The 17,157-nt window shown below is 60.2% G+C and carries 20 protein-coding genes and 1 pseudogene; 10 read left to right on the top strand and 11 right to left on the bottom strand.

Going from position 1 to position 17,157, the window contains the following annotated elements; all coding sequences use genetic code 11:
- The coding region (locus tag AC1DLB_RS05135) for a 5'-3' exonuclease (protein WP_477784689.1) at positions 1 to 566 on the bottom strand (566 nt) is incomplete at its 3' end.
- Between the two features lie 74 nt (positions 567 to 640).
- Between AC1DLB_RS05135 and AC1DLB_RS05130 the strand changes: the two genes are divergently transcribed.
- Positions 641 to 931 carry a DUF2782 domain-containing protein gene (locus tag AC1DLB_RS05130; protein ID WP_018927274.1) on the top strand — a complete coding sequence of 97 codons (291 nt, stop codon included), beginning with the start codon at positions 641 to 643 and terminating at the stop codon, positions 929 to 931.
- A gap of 58 nt (positions 932 to 989) precedes the next feature.
- A pseudogene (locus AC1DLB_RS05125) lies at positions 990 to 1,922 on the top strand (homoserine kinase); the annotation flags it as partial.
- 6 nt (positions 1,923 to 1,928) lie between these two features.
- Here the strand turns inward: AC1DLB_RS05125 and AC1DLB_RS05120 are convergent.
- On the bottom strand, positions 1,929 to 2,849 hold the full coding sequence (locus tag AC1DLB_RS05120; protein WP_477784688.1) for a zinc ABC transporter substrate-binding protein: 921 nt from the start codon (positions 2,847 to 2,849) through the stop codon (positions 1,929 to 1,931).
- Between the two features lie 66 nt (positions 2,850 to 2,915).
- On the opposite strand from AC1DLB_RS05120, the gene zur reads away from it, so the two are divergent.
- From zur to AC1DLB_RS05100, 4 genes are read left to right on the top strand one after another with little or no spacing between them, the layout of a single operon-like run.
- Complete coding sequence (gene zur / locus AC1DLB_RS05115; protein ID WP_026286509.1) at positions 2,916 to 3,398, top strand: zinc uptake transcriptional repressor Zur; 483 nt, start codon at positions 2,916 to 2,918, stop codon at positions 3,396 to 3,398.
- On the top strand, positions 3,398 to 4,183 hold the full coding sequence (gene znuC, locus AC1DLB_RS05110) for a zinc ABC transporter ATP-binding protein ZnuC (protein WP_138866580.1): 786 nt from the start codon (positions 3,398 to 3,400) through the stop codon (positions 4,181 to 4,183). The genes zur and znuC overlap by 1 nt, the downstream gene beginning before the upstream one ends.
- Entirely contained in the window at positions 4,176 to 4,964 is a 789-nt protein-coding gene (gene znuB / locus AC1DLB_RS05105) for a zinc ABC transporter permease subunit ZnuB (RefSeq protein WP_019580298.1), read from the top strand. The genes znuC and znuB overlap by 8 nt, the downstream gene beginning before the upstream one ends.
- Before the next feature lie 37 nt (positions 4,965 to 5,001).
- Complete coding sequence (locus AC1DLB_RS05100; RefSeq protein WP_064615672.1) at positions 5,002 to 5,718, top strand: PA5502 family lipoprotein; 717 nt, start codon at positions 5,002 to 5,004, stop codon at positions 5,716 to 5,718.
- A 119-nt stretch (positions 5,719 to 5,837) separates the two neighbouring features.
- On the opposite strand, the gene katE is transcribed toward AC1DLB_RS05100, so the two are convergent.
- Positions 5,838 to 7,976 (bottom strand): catalase HPII, encoded by a 2,139-nt coding sequence (gene katE / locus AC1DLB_RS05095; RefSeq protein WP_477743661.1) that lies wholly within the window; start codon positions 7,974 to 7,976, stop codon positions 5,838 to 5,840.
- Between the two features lie 248 nt (positions 7,977 to 8,224).
- On the opposite strand from katE, the gene AC1DLB_RS05090 reads away from it, so the two are divergent.
- From AC1DLB_RS05090 to AC1DLB_RS05080, 3 genes are all read left to right on the top strand, one after another.
- Positions 8,225 to 9,232 (top strand): methionine ABC transporter ATP-binding protein, encoded by a 1,008-nt coding sequence (locus tag AC1DLB_RS05090; protein WP_007940716.1) that lies wholly within the window; start codon positions 8,225 to 8,227, stop codon positions 9,230 to 9,232.
- Entirely contained in the window at positions 9,232 to 9,906 is a 675-nt protein-coding gene (locus AC1DLB_RS05085) for a methionine ABC transporter permease (protein ID WP_477784687.1), read from the top strand. The genes AC1DLB_RS05090 and AC1DLB_RS05085 overlap by 1 nt, the downstream gene beginning before the upstream one ends.
- A gap of 80 nt (positions 9,907 to 9,986) precedes the next feature.
- Positions 9,987 to 10,760 carry a MetQ/NlpA family ABC transporter substrate-binding protein gene (locus tag AC1DLB_RS05080; RefSeq protein ID WP_477784686.1) on the top strand — a complete coding sequence of 258 codons (774 nt, stop codon included), beginning with the start codon at positions 9,987 to 9,989 and terminating at the stop codon, positions 10,758 to 10,760.
- 152 nt (positions 10,761 to 10,912) lie between these two features.
- Here AC1DLB_RS05080 and AC1DLB_RS05075 read toward each other — a convergent pair whose 3' ends face one another.
- Genes AC1DLB_RS05075 through AC1DLB_RS05055 form a run of 5 tightly spaced genes read right to left on the bottom strand, consistent with a single transcriptional unit; the run spans position 10,913 to position 14,821 of the window.
- The gene (locus AC1DLB_RS05075; RefSeq protein ID WP_018927266.1) at positions 10,913 to 11,548 is read right to left on the bottom strand and encodes an SCO family protein; all 636 of its coding nucleotides are present in this window, start codon (positions 11,546 to 11,548) and stop codon (positions 10,913 to 10,915) included.
- Complete coding sequence (gene cyoE / locus AC1DLB_RS05070) at positions 11,545 to 12,444, bottom strand: heme o synthase (protein ID WP_018927265.1); 900 nt, start codon at positions 12,442 to 12,444, stop codon at positions 11,545 to 11,547. Before cyoE ends, AC1DLB_RS05075 begins: the two co-directional genes overlap by 4 nt.
- On the bottom strand, positions 12,432 to 13,511 hold the full coding sequence (locus AC1DLB_RS05065; RefSeq protein ID WP_018927264.1) for a COX15/CtaA family protein: 1,080 nt from the start codon (positions 13,509 to 13,511) through the stop codon (positions 12,432 to 12,434). Before AC1DLB_RS05065 ends, cyoE begins: the two co-directional genes overlap by 13 nt.
- 10 nt (positions 13,512 to 13,521) lie before the next feature.
- Positions 13,522 to 14,115, bottom strand: coding sequence for a hypothetical protein (locus AC1DLB_RS05060; RefSeq protein ID WP_026286508.1), 594 nt, complete (start codon positions 14,113 to 14,115; stop codon positions 13,522 to 13,524).
- Positions 14,081 to 14,821 (bottom strand): SURF1 family protein, encoded by a 741-nt coding sequence (locus AC1DLB_RS05055; RefSeq protein WP_111453136.1) that lies wholly within the window; start codon positions 14,819 to 14,821, stop codon positions 14,081 to 14,083. The genes AC1DLB_RS05060 and AC1DLB_RS05055 overlap by 35 nt, the downstream gene beginning before the upstream one ends.
- A 70-nt stretch (positions 14,822 to 14,891) precedes the next feature.
- Here AC1DLB_RS05055 and AC1DLB_RS05050 point away from each other — a divergent pair, with 70 nt between their 5' ends.
- Complete coding sequence (locus tag AC1DLB_RS05050) at positions 14,892 to 15,095, top strand: twin transmembrane helix small protein (protein ID WP_018927261.1); 204 nt, start codon at positions 14,892 to 14,894, stop codon at positions 15,093 to 15,095.
- A 15-nt stretch (positions 15,096 to 15,110) separates the two neighbouring features.
- Here AC1DLB_RS05050 and AC1DLB_RS05045 read toward each other — a convergent pair whose 3' ends face one another.
- The 3 genes from AC1DLB_RS05045 to AC1DLB_RS05035 all read right to left on the bottom strand — a co-directional run.
- Positions 15,111 to 15,998, bottom strand: coding sequence for a cytochrome c oxidase subunit 3 (locus AC1DLB_RS05045; RefSeq protein WP_018927260.1), 888 nt, complete (start codon positions 15,996 to 15,998; stop codon positions 15,111 to 15,113).
- Between the two features lie 33 nt (positions 15,999 to 16,031).
- Positions 16,032 to 16,589, bottom strand: coding sequence for a cytochrome c oxidase assembly protein (locus AC1DLB_RS05040; RefSeq protein ID WP_018927259.1), 558 nt, complete (start codon positions 16,587 to 16,589; stop codon positions 16,032 to 16,034).
- A 117-nt stretch (positions 16,590 to 16,706) separates the two neighbouring features.
- On the bottom strand, positions 16,707 to 17,157 hold a 451-nt coding region (locus AC1DLB_RS05035), incomplete at its 5' end, for a cbb3-type cytochrome c oxidase subunit I (RefSeq protein WP_477784685.1).

Below are 17,157 nucleotides of genomic sequence, written 5' to 3'. Positions count from 1 at the left end.
CCCGGGATGTTGTCGGACGAATCGCCCATCAACGCCAGATAATCGATGATCTGCTCGGGAGCGACGCCGAATTTCTCCTTCACGCCTTCCACGTCCAGCGCGCTACCGGTCATCGTATTGACCAAGGTAATGTGCCCGTCGACCAGTTGTGCCATATCCTTGTCGCCGGTGGAAATCACCACCGGGCGGTCGGCGGCCGCGCTGCTGCGGGCCAGGGTGCCGATCACATCGTCCGCTTCGACGTTGTCCACGCACAGCAATGGAAAGCCCAAGGCCTTGACGCTGGCGTGCAGCGGCTCGATCTGGACCCGCATATCGTCAGGCATGCTTGGGCGGTTGGCCTTGTACTCGGCGAACATCGCGTCGCGGAACGTCCCGCCCTTGGCGTCGAACACCACGGCGAACGGGCTGTCCGGGTACTGCTTGCGCAGACTCTTGAGCATGTTCAACACACCTTTGACCGCTCCGGTCGGCAGGCCTTTGGACGTGGTCAGCGGTGGCAGCGCATGAAAAGCGCGGTACAGGTAAGAAGAACCGTCCACCAGGACGAGGGGGGCTTGGCTCATGAGCAGGATCAACCTTTTCGGCGGGTCCGGCGCTAGAATAGCGGGACCGTTGACGACAAAGGGACAAGGTTATCATGCGCACACTAAATCGCTTGTTGCTGGCTGGCTTGTTTGCAATCACTCCATTGGCTGTCATGGCGGCGGATGACAAGCCCTCGGCGGACCCGGAAGTAACGATCCGCACGGAAGGCGATAAAACCATTCAGGAGTATCGCCAGAACGGCTTCGTGTACGCGATCAAGGTCACCCCGAAGGTCGGAAAACCGTACTTTCTGATACGTGCGGACGGAACAGATGCAAACTATATCCGCTCGGATCAGCCGGATATGCTGATTCCCTCGTGGAAAATCTTTGAGTGGAAGTAGTTTCTTAATTTCAATCGGCGCTGGCTCAACCGCGGCGCCCGTACTGGCAGTTTTAACCATGTCTGTGTTCACCCCCCTGGCTCGGCCCGAGCTGGAAACCTTTCTCGCCCCTTACGGGCTCGGCCGCCTGCTTGATTTCCAGGGGATCGCCGCCGGTAGCGAAAACACCAATTTCTTTATCAGCCTGGAGCAGGGCGAGTTTGTCCTGACCCTGGTCGAGCGCGGTCCGGTGCAGGAGATGCCGTTCTTCATCGAACTGCTCGACGTGCTGCACGACGCCAACCTGCCGGTGCCTTATGCCCTGCGCACCACCGACGGCGTTGCATTGCGCGAGCTGGCCGGTAAACCTGCGCTGTTGCAGCCACGTCTGGCGGGCAAGCACATCAAGGACGCCAACGCCCAGCATTGCGCTCAGGTCGGCGAGCTGCTGGCTCACCTGCACCTGGCGACCCAGGCCAACATGATCAAGCGCAAAACCGATCGCGGCCTGGACTGGATGCTGGAAGAGGGCACGCAGTTTCTCTCGCACCTGAACGCCGAACAAAGCGATTTGCTGCAACGGGCTCTGGAAGAGATCACCCAGCAGAAGACGAAAATTCTGGCGCTGCCGCGGGCCAACATCCATGCGGATCTGTTCCGCGACAATGCGATGTTCGAAGGCACGCACCTGACCGGGTTGATCGACTTCTACAACGCTTGTTCAGGGCCGATGCTCTATGACGTGGCAATTGCCTTGAACGACTGGTGTTCGGACGAGCAAGGGCAGCTCGACGGGGCTCGGGCGCGGGCGTTGCTGGGCGCTTATGCCGCGCTGCGACCGTTCACCGCTGCCGAAGCGGAGCTGTGGCCGACCATGCTGCGCGTGGCGTGCGTGCGGTTCTGGTTGTCGCGGTTGATTGCGGCGGAGTCTTTCGCCGGGCAGGACGTCCTACAGGATGTGCGCGATCCCTGTAGGAGCGAGGCTTGCCCGCGAACGATTCACCACCAAACTTCCCGCTTACAACGACTCCAGGCACCCGGCCAAATCATTTCCCAATTTTTCCAGCACCTGCTCATACCCCTGGGCGGTCGCTGGCGTGTACCCGCCCAGCGCATCCAGCTCTGCCAGTTTCACCGGTAGCCCGGCCACCAGGGTTTCTGCCAGGCGCGGGCGCAGCGGCGGTTCGCTGAACACGCAAGTTTTGCCGACTTCCTGCAACCGCGCGCGCATCGCCGCGACGTGCTGGGCACCGGGCTGTACTTCGGCTGCGACACTGAACACACCGGCGTGCTTGAGGCCGTAGGCGTCTTCGAAGTAGTCGAAGGCTTCGTGGAACACGAAGTAAGGCTTGTTCGCGATCCCTGCCAGGCGAGCCTTCAGGCGTAGGTCCAGGGCATCCAGGCGTTCATCGAAGGCTTTGAGGTTGCTCTGATAGCGCGCCGCGTTAGCCGGATCGGCTGCACTCAGATCGGCCGCCATTTTGYTGGCGATCACTCGGGCGTTGATCGGTGACAACCACAAGTGCGCATCCAGGCTGCCGGGGCGATGATCGTGGTCATGCTCATCGGCTTCTTCGGCGTGGGAGTGGCTGTCTTCGGCGAAACGTCGCAGCTTCAGGCCAGGCAAATCCTGCACTGCGACGCTGGGCAGCGTACGACCTTTCAGTACGCGAGGCAGAAAACCCTCCATGTCCGGACCGATCCAGTAAACCAGGTCCACCGACTGCACCTTCCGTACGTCGGATGGGCGCAAGGCATAGTTATGCGGTGATGCTCCGGGCGGCAGCAACACTTCCGGAATCGCCACACCTTCCTGCACCGCAGCAGCAATCAGCTGCAGCGGCTTGATGCTGGTAAGTACTTTGACTTCGGCCTGGGCTGAACCGATCAGCAGAAAACTTGCGACAAATGCGACAAAGATAGAAAAAAGTCGGGACACGATGACCACTCGAAGAGGCGAGAACGGGTAACATAATAACGTCTCTCACAACACTCGTCGCCGCTCATGCCTAAAACACCGATTGCCAGTCGTCCCCACGACCACTCTCATTGCGTCCATAGCGCATTGTCTGAGGCCGATGCCTTGTGCGCACGTCAGGGGCTACGCCTGACCGCTTTGCGCCGGCGGGTGCTGGAACTGGTCTGGCAAAGCCATAAACCTCTGGGTGCCTACGACATTCTGGCGGTGCTCAGCGAGCAGGACGGCCGCCGAGCTGCGCCGCCGACCGTGTATCGTGCGCTGGATTTTCTGCTGGAAAACGGCCTGGTACACCGCATCTCCTCGCTGAACGCCTTCGTCGGCTGCAATCACCCGGAACACGCTCACCAAGGCCAGTTCCTGATTTGCCGCCAATGCCACGCCGCCATCGAGCTTGAACAGAAGTCCATCAGCGACGCGATCGTCGGCAGCGCCAGGGACGTCGGATTTATCGTCGAGGCCCAGACCGTTGAAGTCATCGGTCTCTGCTCGGGTTGCCAGGGGGCTTAATGAGCAATGCGCTGATCCGTCTTGAGCAGGTGGCCGTCACTTTTGCCGGGCAAAACGTGCTGGATAACATCGAACTGAGCGTCGAGCCGGGGCAGATCGTTACCCTGATCGGCCCTAATGGCGCCGGCAAAACCACGCTGGTGCGCGCGGTGCTCGGTTTGTTGAAGCCGGACAGCGGCAGCGTCTGGCGCAAGCCGAAGTTGCGCGTCGGTTACATGCCGCAAAAACTCCATGTCGATCCAACCCTGCCGCTATCAGTGCTGCGTTTCTTGCGTCTGGTCCCTGGCGTGGACCGCGCTCGGGCCTTGGCCGCCCTCAAGGAAGTCGGCGCCGAGCAGGTGATCGACAGCCCGGTGCAAAGTGTTTCCGGTGGCGAAATGCAGCGAGTACTGCTGGCCCGGGCATTGCTGCGCGAGCCGGAGTTGCTGGTGCTCGATGAGCCGGTACAAGGCGTCGACGTGGCCGGTCAAGCCGAGCTCTATAGCCTGATCACACGTCTGCGCGACCGTCATGGCTGCGGCGTATTGATGGTCTCTCACGATTTGCATCTGGTGATGAGCACCACCGACCAGGTGGTGTGCCTGAATCGCCATGTCTGCTGCTCCGGGCATCCCGAGCAGGTCAGCGGCGATCCCGCGTTCGTCGAACTGTTCGGAAAGAACGCACAAAGTCTGGCGATTTATCACCACCATCACGACCACGCTCACGACCTGCATGGCTCGGTGGTCATTGCGACCCCGTCGGCCCATACCCATATTCATGGAGATAGCTGCAAGCATGGCTGATTTTCTGCTCTTCGCCCTGCTTGCAGGTCTGGCCCTGGCGCTGGTTGCGGGCCCGTTGGGTTCGTTTGTGGTCTGGCGGCGCATGGCTTATTTCGGCGACACCCTGTCCCACGCCGCGCTGCTGGGTGTGGCGCTGGGCTTCCTGCTGGATGTCAGCCCGACCGTGGCTGTCACCGTAGGCTGCCTGTTGCTGGCAGTGTTGCTGGTGACGCTGCAACAGCGGCAGCCATTGGCGTCTGACACGCTGTTGGGAATTCTCGCACCGAGCACGCTCTCCCTGGGCCTGGTGGTACTAAGCTTCATGCATGAAGTGCGGATCGACCTGATGGCCTATCTGTTCGGCGACCTGCTGGCGATCAGCCCGACCGATCTGGCCTGGATCCTCGGCGGCAGCGCGGCGGTGCTGGTATTGCTTGTCACGCTGTGGCGACCCTTGCTGGCGATCACCGTGCATGAAGAACTGGCCAGGGTGGAAGGTTTGCCGGTGGCGGCGTTGCGTCTGGTCCTGATGTTGCTGATCGCCGTGGTGATCGCGGTGGCGATGAAAATCGTCGGCGTGTTGCTGATTACTTCGTTACTGATTATTCCGGCGGCTGCGGCACAACGTCACGCCCGCTCGCCGGAGCAGATGGCACTGGGCGCGAGCCTGCTGGGCATGCTCGCGGTGTGTGGCGGGCTGGCGTTGTCCTGGTTCAAGGACACCCCGGCTGGCCCGTCGATTGTGGTGGCGGCCGCCGCGTTGTTTCTGCTGAGTTTTGTCCTGCCCCGTCGAGGGGTGTAGACTTGCTCGTTTTTTGCGCAAATAGAGAGTCGCAGGAATGAAGCCGTTCGCCTCCCGTTATCTGCTCCTTGTCGCATTTTCGCTGCTACTGGGTGCTTGCCAAAGCACGCCGCCGGCGGCCACCGAGGCCCCCGATGCACGGGCCACGGCTATTGCACAGCTGGAACAAAGCCTGGCCAGCAGCGAGCTGGCCACCGCCGAGGATCAATTGGCGGCCTTGCAGGCCGAGTCGCCCAACGATCAATCCCTTGAGCAATACCAGCGGCAATTGGCCGAAGCCTATTTGCTGCGCAGCCAGATCGTGTTGCAAAAAGGTGATGTGAATGCCGCGGCCACTGCCCTCAGCCGTGCCCGGGTATTGATGCCCAAGGCCCCGGCGCTGACCGGTGGCGTTAACAATGCAATTGTTCATGCACGCAAGGCTGAACTGGATAAAGCCGAAGCGGCCCTCAAGGCTGCCGAAGCCAGACCGCAGGCCAAAGTGATCGACCCGACGGCTGAAAGCACGACGGTGGCATTGAACCTCAACGATATGAGCAAACTTCGTCGTCAACTGGATGCTATCGCCGCCGATGTGGTGAATTATCAGTGCGACGTGAGCATTCAGGTTCCCCGTACTCAGGACTACCCATGGTTGGCCACGTTGCTGACCAAACGGGTGAAGAAGCTGGATTCGGGGTTTGATCTGAAGCTGGAGAAACAGATTCTGCGCAATATTCCGGCGCAGATGGTTTTGAGCCCTCGCAAGCCCTAAAAGCATCGCGGGCAAGCCTAGGTCCTACAGGCCCGGATTGATCACACATTATGTGTACGACCCAAAACCGTAGGAGCGAGGCTTGCCCGCGAAGGCGCCCTTCCTGTCGATAGAAATCCCTAAGCCGGAATCGCCTTGGCCTTAGGCTCCCTGTCCCATACTCTATGCTGACCGATCGCGGCAAAAAACGCCTTGAACAACTTGGTATCCGTACCCACGATCAACCCCGCGTCCGCTTCCAGTTTCAATACCTCCAGCAACTGCTTCGCTTCGCCATGCAAGGCGATCGCCTTCAGGTGTTTGTATGCCTCCAACAGGTAATGCAGCGCCACACCATCACTGCTTAGTGCCTTGATCGACGCCGCGCCACCCGGCACGAACACCGCGTCGAAGGCCACGGACGGCAAACCTTCCATCGACGCATCCACCGGCAGTGCTTTGCCATTGGCGGTGGTCACGGGGGCCGAGGTCGGGCCGAGCAGTTTGGCGTGAGCGCCTTCGGCCTTCAGCGCTTTCTTCATGGCGTCAATCGCCGCGCCATCGACACCGTTGGCCGCCAGGATCGCGACTTTTCGGGTTTTAATGTCTTCGGGCAACAAGTTAGCCTGGCTCAGGGCAGGGGAGTGATCCAGTGAGGTGTTACGCACCTTGACCGTTCCAGCCTTCGGAACCGGCAAGCCCAGGTTCTGCGTCACGCGTTTGGCCAGTTCCAGATCGATATTGGCCAGGATCTCATTGACCTGACGCACACGAATAAACTCGCGTTCGACCTTGCCCAGCTCAAAGCTGTAGGCGGCAATGATGTGCTCCTGTTCGTGCTTGCTCATGCTGTGGAAAAACAGCCGAGCCTGGGAGAAGTGGTCGCTGAACGACTCGCTGCGCTGGCGGATCTTGGCGGCGTCGACGCGCTCCGGGTAACTCTCGAAGCCGCCGTCCTGCGCTGCGGGCAGGGTCTCCTTCGGCCAGCCACTGTCGATGGAGTTCGGCTCGTAGGAAGCACGCCCCTTGTCGATGGTGGTGCGGTGCTGCGCATCCCGTTGACCGTTATGGAACGGTGCCAGTGGGCGGTTGATCGGGATCTCGTGAAAGTTCGGTCCGCCAAGTCGGCTGATCTGCGTATCGGTGTAGGAAAACAGCCGGCCTTGTAGCAGCGGATCATTCGAAAAATCGATTCCGGGCACGATATGCCCTGGGCAGAAGGCAACCTGTTCAGTCTCGGCGAAGAAGTTGTCCGGGTTGCGGTTGAGCACCATCTTGCCCAGGGGAGTGATCGGTACGATTTCCTCGGGGATGAGCTTGGTCGGATCAAGGATGTCGAAGTCGAAGGCATGTTCGCTTTCCTCCTCGATGACCTGTACGCCCAATTCCCACTCTGGATAGTCCCCCGTCTCGATGGACTCCCAGAGATCACGGCGATGGAAGTCGGCGTCTTTCCCGGCGAGCTTCTGCGCTTCATCCCACACCAGCGAACAGGTGCCGGCGACGGGGCGCCAATGGAATTTGACGAACCGCGATTTGCCCTCGGCGTTGATCATGCGGAACGTGTGCACGCCGAAGCCTTGCATGCTGCGCAGGCTTTTGGGGATCGCCCGGTCGGACATGGTCCAGATCACCATGTGCGCGGACTCCGGCACCAGAGAAACAAAGTCCCAAAAGGTGTCGTGGGCCGAACCGCCGGTAGGAATTTCATTGTGGGGCTCGGGTTTTACCGCGTGCACGAAGTCAGGAAACTTGATCGCATCCTGAATGAAGAACACCGGCATGTTGTTACCCACGAGGTCGAAGTTGCCTTCGTCGGTGAAAAACTTCACCGCGAAACCGCGTACGTCGCGCACGGTATCGCCCGACCCGCGCGGGCCTTGCACCGTGGAGAAGCGCACAAAAACCGGAGTTTTTTGATGTGGATCTTGTAGGAATGCGGCCTTGGTCAGTACGGAATGGGGCTCGTAGGCCTGGAAGTAACCGTGGGCGCCAGTGCCGCGGGCATGAACGATGCGCTCAGGAATACGTTCATGGTCAAAATGCGTGATCTTTTCACGCATGATGAAGTCTTCCAGCAATGACGGCCCACGGGCGCCGGCCTTCAACGTGTTCTGATTGTCCGCGACCTTCACGCCCTGGTTGGTGCGCAGGGCCTGCTCGGTGGCATCGGAGCGAAATTGTTCCAGGCTGTCGAGCTTGGGATTGGTGTTGCTGCGGTCCAGGGTATCGGTCCCGGCCAGTGCGCTGGTGGCGGCAGGCTTTTTAGTACTCATCAGACGTAGACTCCTCGTTGCGATTCCCGTCGTGGTCAGGGCTCATTGGCATTGCCCGGGCTTTTTCGAGTTGCTTAATGAGTGACTGATGAGGCGCTGGCGCCGTTCCTTTTTTCTGACCTTTGATCGCGTTATTGCCAAATCGCTGGTTGAAAGCGAAATAAATGCTAAGAACCTCTATACGGACAGGCTAAAATGCGCGCCCGGCTAACCGCTGATCCTTTTCTAACGCGCCCCACAAGGTTCGCTACGTGATCGAGTTTCAAAACGTCCACAAAACTTACCGCGTCGCCGGTAAGGATATTCCCGCCCTGCATCCGACCAGTCTGACGATTGAGAACGGTCAGGTCTTTGGCCTGATCGGCCATTCCGGTGCGGGAAAAAGTACCCTGCTGCGCCTGATCAATCGCCTGGAAAACTCCAGTGGCGGCAAGATCATCGTCGATGGTGAAGAAGTCACGGCGCTGGATGCCAATGGCCTGCGACGTTTCCGTCAGCAGGTCGGGATGATTTTCCAGCACTTCAACTTGCTGGCGTCCAAGACCGTGGCCGACAACGTCGCGCTGCCGCTGACCCTCGCCGGTGAGCTGTCGCGTAGCGAAATCGACCAGCGTGTGGCGCAATTGCTGGCGCGGGTTGGCCTGGCCGACCATGCGAAAAAATACCCGGCGCAACTGTCCGGTGGTCAGAAGCAGCGTGTCGGCATCGCCCGCGCCCTGGCAACCAAGCCGAAAATTTTGCTGTGCGACGAAGCCACCAGTGCCCTCGACCCGCAGACCACGGCGTCGGTTTTGCAATTGCTGGCCGAGATCAATCGCGAGCTGAAGCTGACCATCGTCCTGATCACCCACGAGATGGATGTGATTCGTCGAGTCTGCGATCAGGTGGCGGTGATGGATGCCGGTGTGATCGTCGAGCAAGGTTCGGTGGCCGAAGTGTTCCTGCACCCCAAGCACCCGACCACCAAGCGCTTCGTCCAGGAAGACGAGCAGATCGACGAGAACGAACAGCGCGACGACTTCGCTCATGTGCCGGGCCGCATCGTGCGTCTGACCTTCCAGGGCGAAGCGACCTACGCACCATTGCTGGGTACCGTCGCCCGGGAAACGGGCGTGGACTACAGCATCCTGGCCGGTCGTATCGATCGCATCAAAGAGGTTCCCTACGGCCAATTGACCCTGGCCGTCACCGGTGGCGACATGGAAGCGGCGTTTGCTCACTTCACCGCAGCTGATGTCCATATGGAGGTGCTGCGCTGATGGAAGTCCTGATGAGTTTCTTTTCCAATATCGACTGGTACGAAATCTGGCTGGCCACCGGCGACACCCTGCTGATGCTTGGCGGTTCGCTGTTGTTCACCGTGCTGCTGGGGTTGCCGTTGGGCGTGCTGTTGTTCTTGTGCAGCCCGCGCCAGTTGCTGGAAGCCAAAGGCGTCTACGCGATGCTATCGCTGGTGGTGAACATTCTGCGTTCGCTGCCGTTCATCATTCTGCTGATCGTGATGATTCCGTTCACCGTATTGATTACCGGCACCTCCCTCGGTGTCGCCGGTGCGATCCCACCGCTGGTGGTGGGCGCCACGCCGTTCTTCGCGCGACTGGTGGAAACCGCCCTGCGTGAAGTGGATCGCGGCATCATCGAAGCGACCCAGGCCATGGGCGCGACGACCCGTCAGATCATCACCAACGCCTTGCTGCCGGAAGCCCGCCCGGGCATCTTCGCAGCGATTACGGTGACAGCGATTACACTGGTGTCCTACACAGCAATGGCCGGTGTGGTCGGCGCTGGCGGCTTGGRCGACCTGGCGATCCGTTTCGGTTACCAGCGTTTCCAGACCGACGTGATGGTGGTCACCGTGGTCTTGCTGCTGGTGCTGGTTCAAGTGCTGCAAACCGTCGGCGACAAGCTGGTGGTTCATTTCTCCCGCAAATAAACAGTTTTCGTCACTTAAGACATGAGCCGGCCATTCGCTGGCAGGCGCCGAAGACTGGCGCCTCACAAGGAGTTAGCTGAATGAAAAAACTACTCGTCGCATTCGCTGCCATTGCAGCCTTTTCCGCCCACGCTGCCGACACCTTGACCGTTGCGGCCACCCCGGTGCCCCACGCGGAAATCCTCGAGTTCGTTAAACCAGCCCTGGCCAAAGAAGGCGTGGACCTGAAAGTCAAAGTCTTCACCGACTACATCCAGCCGAACGTACAGGTGGCCGAGAAGCGTCTGGACGCCAACTTCTTCCAGCACCAACCGTACCTGGATGAGTTCAACAAGGCCAAGGGCACCAACCTCGTCAGCGTTGCCGGTGTGCACCTGGAGCCGCTGGGCGCTTACTCCAGCAAGTACAAGAAACTGGAAGAGCTGCCGGGCGGCGCCAACGTGGTGATCCCGAACGACGCCACCAACGGCGGCCGTGCGCTGTTGCTGCTGGAGAAGGYTGGCCTGATCAAGTTGAAGGATTCGAAAAATATCCTGTCGACCGTGAAGGACATCACCGAGAACACCAAGGATCTGAAATTCCGTGAACTGGAAGCCGCGACCATCCCCCGCGTGCTGACTCAGGTCGACCTGGCGCTGATCAACACCAACTACGCGCTGGAAGCCAAGCTCGATCCGTCCAAGGACGCGCTGGTCATCGAAGGCAGCGACTCGCCGTACGTGAACATCCTCGTTGCCCGTCCGGACGACAAGGACAGCGCGGCAATGCAGAAACTGGTTGCTGCCCTGCACAGCCCGGAAGTGAAAGCCTTCATTCTCGAGAAGTACAAAGGCGCGGTATTGCCGGCGTTCTGATCGGCTGACGTAAACGAAAAAGGGGCGCATTGAATTGAATGCGCCCCTTTTTTTGTCTGTTTGCCCCGTTCTGTAGGAGCCAGGCTTGCCGGCGAAGGCGCCCGTGAGATCGCCTTCGCCGGCAAGCCTGGCTCCTACAAAGAGTGTGGTGCTTATTGACGGTTGAGCATCACCGGCAACTGCGCCACCAGTTTCTGGTTATTCAGCGGTGCACGAATGAACCCGCGTTGAGTCCCGTCCGGTCCGATCACCGCCAGGTTGCCGCTGTGGTCGACGGTGTAGTTCGGCTTGCTGGTGTCCGCCGGAATGAACGGAATGCTCACCGCGTTGGCCATTTTCTGAAGGTCTTCGACCGAGGCTGCGGTCAGCCCGATGAATTGCGGATCGAAGTAGCCCAGGTACTGCTTGAGTTGCTTGGGCGTATCGCGGTTAGGGTCGACGCTGACCAGGATGACCTGCAACTTGTTCACCGCATCCGCCGGCAGTTCACTCTTGATCTGCCGCAGCTGGGCGAGGGTGGTCGGGCAGATGTCCGGGCAGAAGGTGTAGCCGAAGAACAGCAAACTCCACTTGCCTTTCAGTTCGTTGACCGCCACTGGCTTGCCGTCCTGATCGGTCATCTTCACGTCCGGCAGATTACGGCTTTGGGGCAGCAGAATGATCCCTGCATCGATCAGCGCCGTCGGGTCTCCCTGGTTTTTCCCGGTCAGTACTTTATTGACGGTCAGGCCCAGGATCAGCGCGATCAGGGCAACGAGGATGAAGACGGTTTTCTGGGTTCGGGTCATAGGATCAGCAGTAAGTAGTGGTCTACGAGCAGCGCGATAAACAGCAGGAACAAGTAGTAGATAGAGTACTTGAACGTGTTGATCGCCGCGTGCGGTCGAGTGCCACGGTACAGCACCACGGCCCATTGCAGAAACCTTGCGCCCAGTAAGAGGGCACACATTAGGTAGAGCACGCCGCTCATGTGGATCACGTAGGGCATCAGGCTGACGGCCAGCAACGCAAAGGTATAGAGCAGGATGTGGACTTTGGTGTAGTGCTCGCCATGGGTCACCGGCAGCATCGGAATGTCAGCCTTGGCGTATTCTTCCTTGCGGTGAATCGCCAGCGCCCAGAAGTGCGGTGGGGTCCAGGCGAAGATGATCAGCACCAGCAACAATGGTTCGGCGCCGACATGACCGGTGGCGGCGGTCCAGCCGAGCAGTGGCGGGGCAGCTCCGGCGAGGCCGCCGATGACGATGTTCTGCGGCGTCGCGCGTTTCAGGAAACCGGTGTAGACCACGGCATAACCGAGCAAGGAGGCGAGGGTCAGCCACGCCGTCAACGGGTTGGTGAAAGTCAGTAGCAAGGCCTGGCCGAGCATCGCCAGTATCAGGGCGAAGGTCAGCGCGGCGGCTGGAGATACCCGGCCTTCGGCCAGGGGCCGTTTGTGGGTCCGGGCCATGACCGCGTCGATGCGCCGGTCCACCACATGATTGACCGCCGCGGCACCGCCGGCACACAGGGCGATCCCCAGATTGCCGAACACCAGCACCGTCCATGGCACCCCGGCGCGGGTCGCGAGGAACATGCCGACCAGCGAGGTGATGAGCATCAGCACCACCACTTTCGGCTTGGTCAGTTCCAAGTAGTCTCGCCAGATGGCCTGACTGTGACGTTCGCCGATCAGAGTCGCCATGGCATCTCTCCTTTTATTGTTATGGGCCCGGCCGAGTGCTTACGCAGGCGTAGACGCCAGCGCCGAGGGGGCTGATGCTTGACCCGAACCAGGCTGGTTCGCGCGTGATAATTGACCAGCACCATCGTCAGCAACAGCGCCGCACCGCCGGCGTTGTGGGCGACGGCCACCGGCAGCGGCAAGTGGAACACCACGTTGCTGATGCCCAGGGTGATTTGTGCGGCAAGGGCGATCAGCACCATGACGGCCAGGCGCGTCATGCCGACGACCTTCAGTTGCCAGGCCAGACCGAGCAGAACAAAGGTGACCAGTAATGCGCCGATGCGGTGAGTCAGGTGAATCGCGGTGCGGGCATCGCTGTCCAGCTGCCCGCCCAGATAATTCGGGCCGATGTGCTGGGTCAGGTGAAAACCGTTGGCGAAATCAGCCGGCGGCAGCCATTGGCCGTGGCAGGTTGGAAAGTCGATGCAGGCTACCGCCGCATAGTTGGAGCTGACCCAGCCACCGAGAGCAATTTGCAGGATCACCAACAGCAAGCCGGCGGTTGCCCAGTATTGCAAACGTCGAGGCACGGTCAGCGCCGGCAATACGCCGGACAGGCGCAAGGTCAGCAGAAACAACAGGCTCAAGGTCGCAAAACCACCGAGTAAATGTCCGGTGACCACTTGCGGCCAAAGCTTGAGCGTCACCGTCCACATGCCGAAAGCCGCTTGGCCAATGACCAACGCCAGCAGGAACAGCGGTAACTTCACCGGCTGCCCCGGATGATGACGATGGACCCAGGCGCGGCCCGCCAGCACCGCGATCAGCAGCCCCAGCGTGCCGGCGAAGTAGCGATGGACCATTTCGTTCCAGCCCTTGTGGGCTTCCACCGGAGTGTCTGGAAAATGCAGTTCGGCATGAGCCAATTGGGCTTCGCTTTGCGGCACGCTGATAAAACCGTAGCAGCCGGGCCAGTCCGGGCAGCCGAGGCCGGCGTGGGTCAGGCGTGTGTAAGCGCCGAGCAACACCACAATCAGTGCCAGCAAGGTGGCAAACAGCGCGAGGCGAAATCCAGGTTTGGCCATGACGATGCCCTTATCCGATGTTCGACAGTTTCAGCAGGTGGCGCAGGTCGTTGAGCAGATCCTTGCCCTTCACCGTCGGGTCGTAACGCAGCACCAGATTGCCGTGAGGGTCGATGATCCACAGGTGCGGCGTGTCATTGCTCTGTGCGCCTTTGATGTAGGACGGCAGGTCCAATGAATAGCGTTGTAACTGTGGGTACTCGCGTTGAAGTTTAGTCTCGTAATCGCTGTTCAGCGGCTGCGCGATGGCCAGCGCATGGCTGGCACGGGCAGCATCGCGACCGAGGCCGATCTGGATCTGCCGCGCCAGATAAACCAGCTGTTGGCAGTCCACCGAGCAGTCCTTGGGCGCCGTCACCAGCAACTGCCAGCGTTCTTCTTGCGCTTGTACGCCAATGTCGGCGCGAGTCTGGCCGTTGCCGATCAGCTCACCGTGATAACTGCGGCCTTCGGGTACCCAGAACTGCAATTTGTACATGCCGGTGGCGAGGATCATCGGACCGATCACCCCCAATAGGATCAGCAGCAACTGCAAGCGTCCGCGCCGCCGATTCACCGGTGTTTTCGCCTCAGACATGCCGGGTGGATTCATGGCCACTCCCATTATTGTTCTCCTTTGCGTTGTGCCAGCCGAGATAGAGATAAAGGCCGAACAGCGCGATCGCCAGGGCGAACCACTGCACGGCGTAAGCCAGGTGCTTTTCCGGCCCCATGGCCACCACCGGCCAATCGGCGCGGTAGGTCGCAGGGCCACTTTGCGCGCGTAATTCGTAGGCGAAACCGTCACGTTCAAGCGCCGTCCACAACCTGGCCGGTTCAACGGCGGTGATCAGTTGTGGCCAGGTCGTGGTGTTGGGGTCGGCGTGCAACTGGAACGTTGCGCCGGGGGAGACGTAGACCCAGGCGTCGAGGCTCAACACCTGAGTCGGTGTGGTGAATGACGGCGGGGTRCGCCGATCCGGCCACGGCAGCCAGCCGCGATTGACCAGCAACCAGAGCCCGGTGGCCTGATCCTGAAATGGTTGCAACAGCTCGACCCCGACCTTGCCGTCACGCTGCCGGTTATCCAGCAGCAGGCTGTGTTCGGCATCGAACTGGCCGTGCAGGCGAACCCGGCGAAAGGCCGGATCTTCGGTGTGTTGCAGTTCGGTGCTGGCCATCGGTTCGGCCGCCCGGCGCTCAGCGTAATTTTGCAGCAGCGCGCTTTTCTCCGCGCCCCGGCTCAACTGCCAGAAGCCGAGTGACACCAGCAAGGGCAGCAGCACCGCGACCACCAGAGTCGGCACGAGGCCCAGCCGGAAGCGCTTCATGGCGTCGCCAGAAAGTCGGTCATCGCGATAGCTATACTCACATGCATCGCCTGTCCCCCGGAGTGTCACCATGCTCAAAGCAGCCATCGTCCTGATGCTGATTGCCACGGTTGTCAGCCTGTTCAGCGGCCTGTTTTTTCTGGTCAAGGACGACAGCAGCTCGAATCGCCTGGTCATCGCCTTGAGTATTCGTGTTGCGCTGGCCGCCATCACTGTCGGCTTGATCGCCTGGGGTTTTTTCAGCGGCCAGTTGGTGTCTCACGTGCCTTGGTAGTCATGAGTGCCAGGCTCAAAGTACGTAGACGAAAACGAACAACCCGATCCACACCACATCCACAAAGTGCCAATACCAGGTCGCCGCCTCGAAGCCGAAATGGTGGTCTGCATTGAAGTGCCCGCGCATGATGCGCATCAGCATCACGAACAGAATGATGGTGCCGATGGTCACGTGGGCACCGTGGAAACCGGTGAGCATGAAGAACGTTGCGCCGTAGATGCCGGAACCGAGGGTCAAGCCCAGCTCGTGGTAGGCGTGCAGGTATTCTTTGGCTTGAAAGCCCAGGAAGCCGCAACCGAGCAACACGGTCAGCGCCAGCCAGATTTTCAGCGCCCCGCGATGGCCTTTCTTCAAGGCGTGGTGAGCGATGGTCACGGTGACGCTGGAACTCACCAGCAGTACGGTGTTGAGCAGCGGCAGACCCCAGGGGCTGATGACTTCCTTGGGGGGAGGAAAGAGTTTCGAGTCCGGGTTGTTCAGCAGCGGCCAGGTGAACTCGAACGTCGGCCACAGCATGTGGGCGATGCCTTTGGTGCCTTCACCACCCAGTGCCGGGCCCGCGATGTTGCGCACATAAAACAGCGCACCGAAAAAGGCCAGGAAGAACATCACCTCCGAGAAAATGAACCAGCTCATGCCCCAGCGGAACGAGCGGTCGAGTTGCGGGCTGTACAACCCCGCGCGACTCTCCTTGACCACCGTCCCGAACCAGCCGAACAGCATGTAGGCCAGCAGCAGTCCGCCGACGAAAAAGATCAGCGGGCCATGGGATTCCGGCCGCGCAGCCTTCAGGTCGTTGAACCAGGTGCCCAGGCCGAACACCGTGACCAGCATGCCGATCGTGGCGATGATCGGCCATTTGCTCTGGGCTGGAACGTAATAATGTTCATGAGTTGCCATTTATTGTTCTCCTTATCGGGCACGCTTTAACGCCTAGCCACCTGTGCTTGCTGCAACAGCCACGGGCGGATGACGTGCGGTGATATCGAACAGCGTGTAGGACAGCGTCAGGTGCTTCACATCCTTGGGCATGTCGCGGTCAACGATGAACCGTACTGGCATCTCGATGCGTTGACCGGGCTGCAGCACTTGCTGGGTAAAGCAGAAACATTCGGTCTTGTGGAAGTACGCCGCGGCTGCACTCGGCGCGATACTCGGCACCGCCTGGGCGCTCATCGGCCGGTCGGTGGGGTTGTGGGCGATAAAAATCATCTCGTTCACCGCCCCGGGGTGCGCGGTCAGCTCATCCGTCTTGGGATAGAAATCCCAGGGCATGTCAGCAGCGTTGGTCGACAGAAACTGCACGCGAACCTGCCGCGAGGCGTCGACCGTTTGCTCGCCTTCATACTGCCCGGCGGTTTTGCCATTGATGCCGAATGCCTTGCACATCACGTCGTAGATCGGCACCAGGGCAAAGCCGAAGACAAACATCGCCGCCACCACCAGCAACAGGCGGGTGACCAGCTTCTTCATCGAGATCGAGTCAGCCATTATTTCCAGCCTCTACGCCATATCCTGTAGGAGCTGGCTTGCCAGCGAAGGCGGAGTGTCTGACACACCGCGCTGCGTTCATCGCCAGCAAGCCGGCTCCTACAGGACCGAGGCGTTTCATTTCACTTCCGGCGGTGTGGTGAAGGTGTGATACGGCGCGGGCGATGGAATGCTCCATTCCAGGCCTTCGGCACCATCCCACGGCTTGGCCGGTGCCGGCTCGCCGCCGCGAATGGTCTTGATCACGATGAACAGGAAGAAGATCTGCGTGGCACCAAACATGAACGCGCCGATCGACGACACCATGTTGAAGTCGGCGAATTGCAGGTTGTAGTCCGGAATCCGCCGCGGCATGCCCGCCAGGCCCACGAAGTGCATCGGGAAGAACGCCATGTTCATGCCGATGAAAGACAGCCAGAAGTGCAGCTTGCCGAGGGTTTCGTCGTACATGTGGCCGGTCCATTTCGGCAGCCAGAAGTAAGCCGAGGCGAAGATCCCGAAGATCGCCCCCGGCACCAGCACGTAATGGAAGTGCGCGACCACGAAGTAGGTGTCCTGGTACTGGAAG

This window comes from Pseudomonas sp. 05N434 (assembly GCF_056396965.1).
Note: the sequence above shows the minus strand (reverse complement) of the source record. Positions and strands in the feature narration are given on the sequence as shown.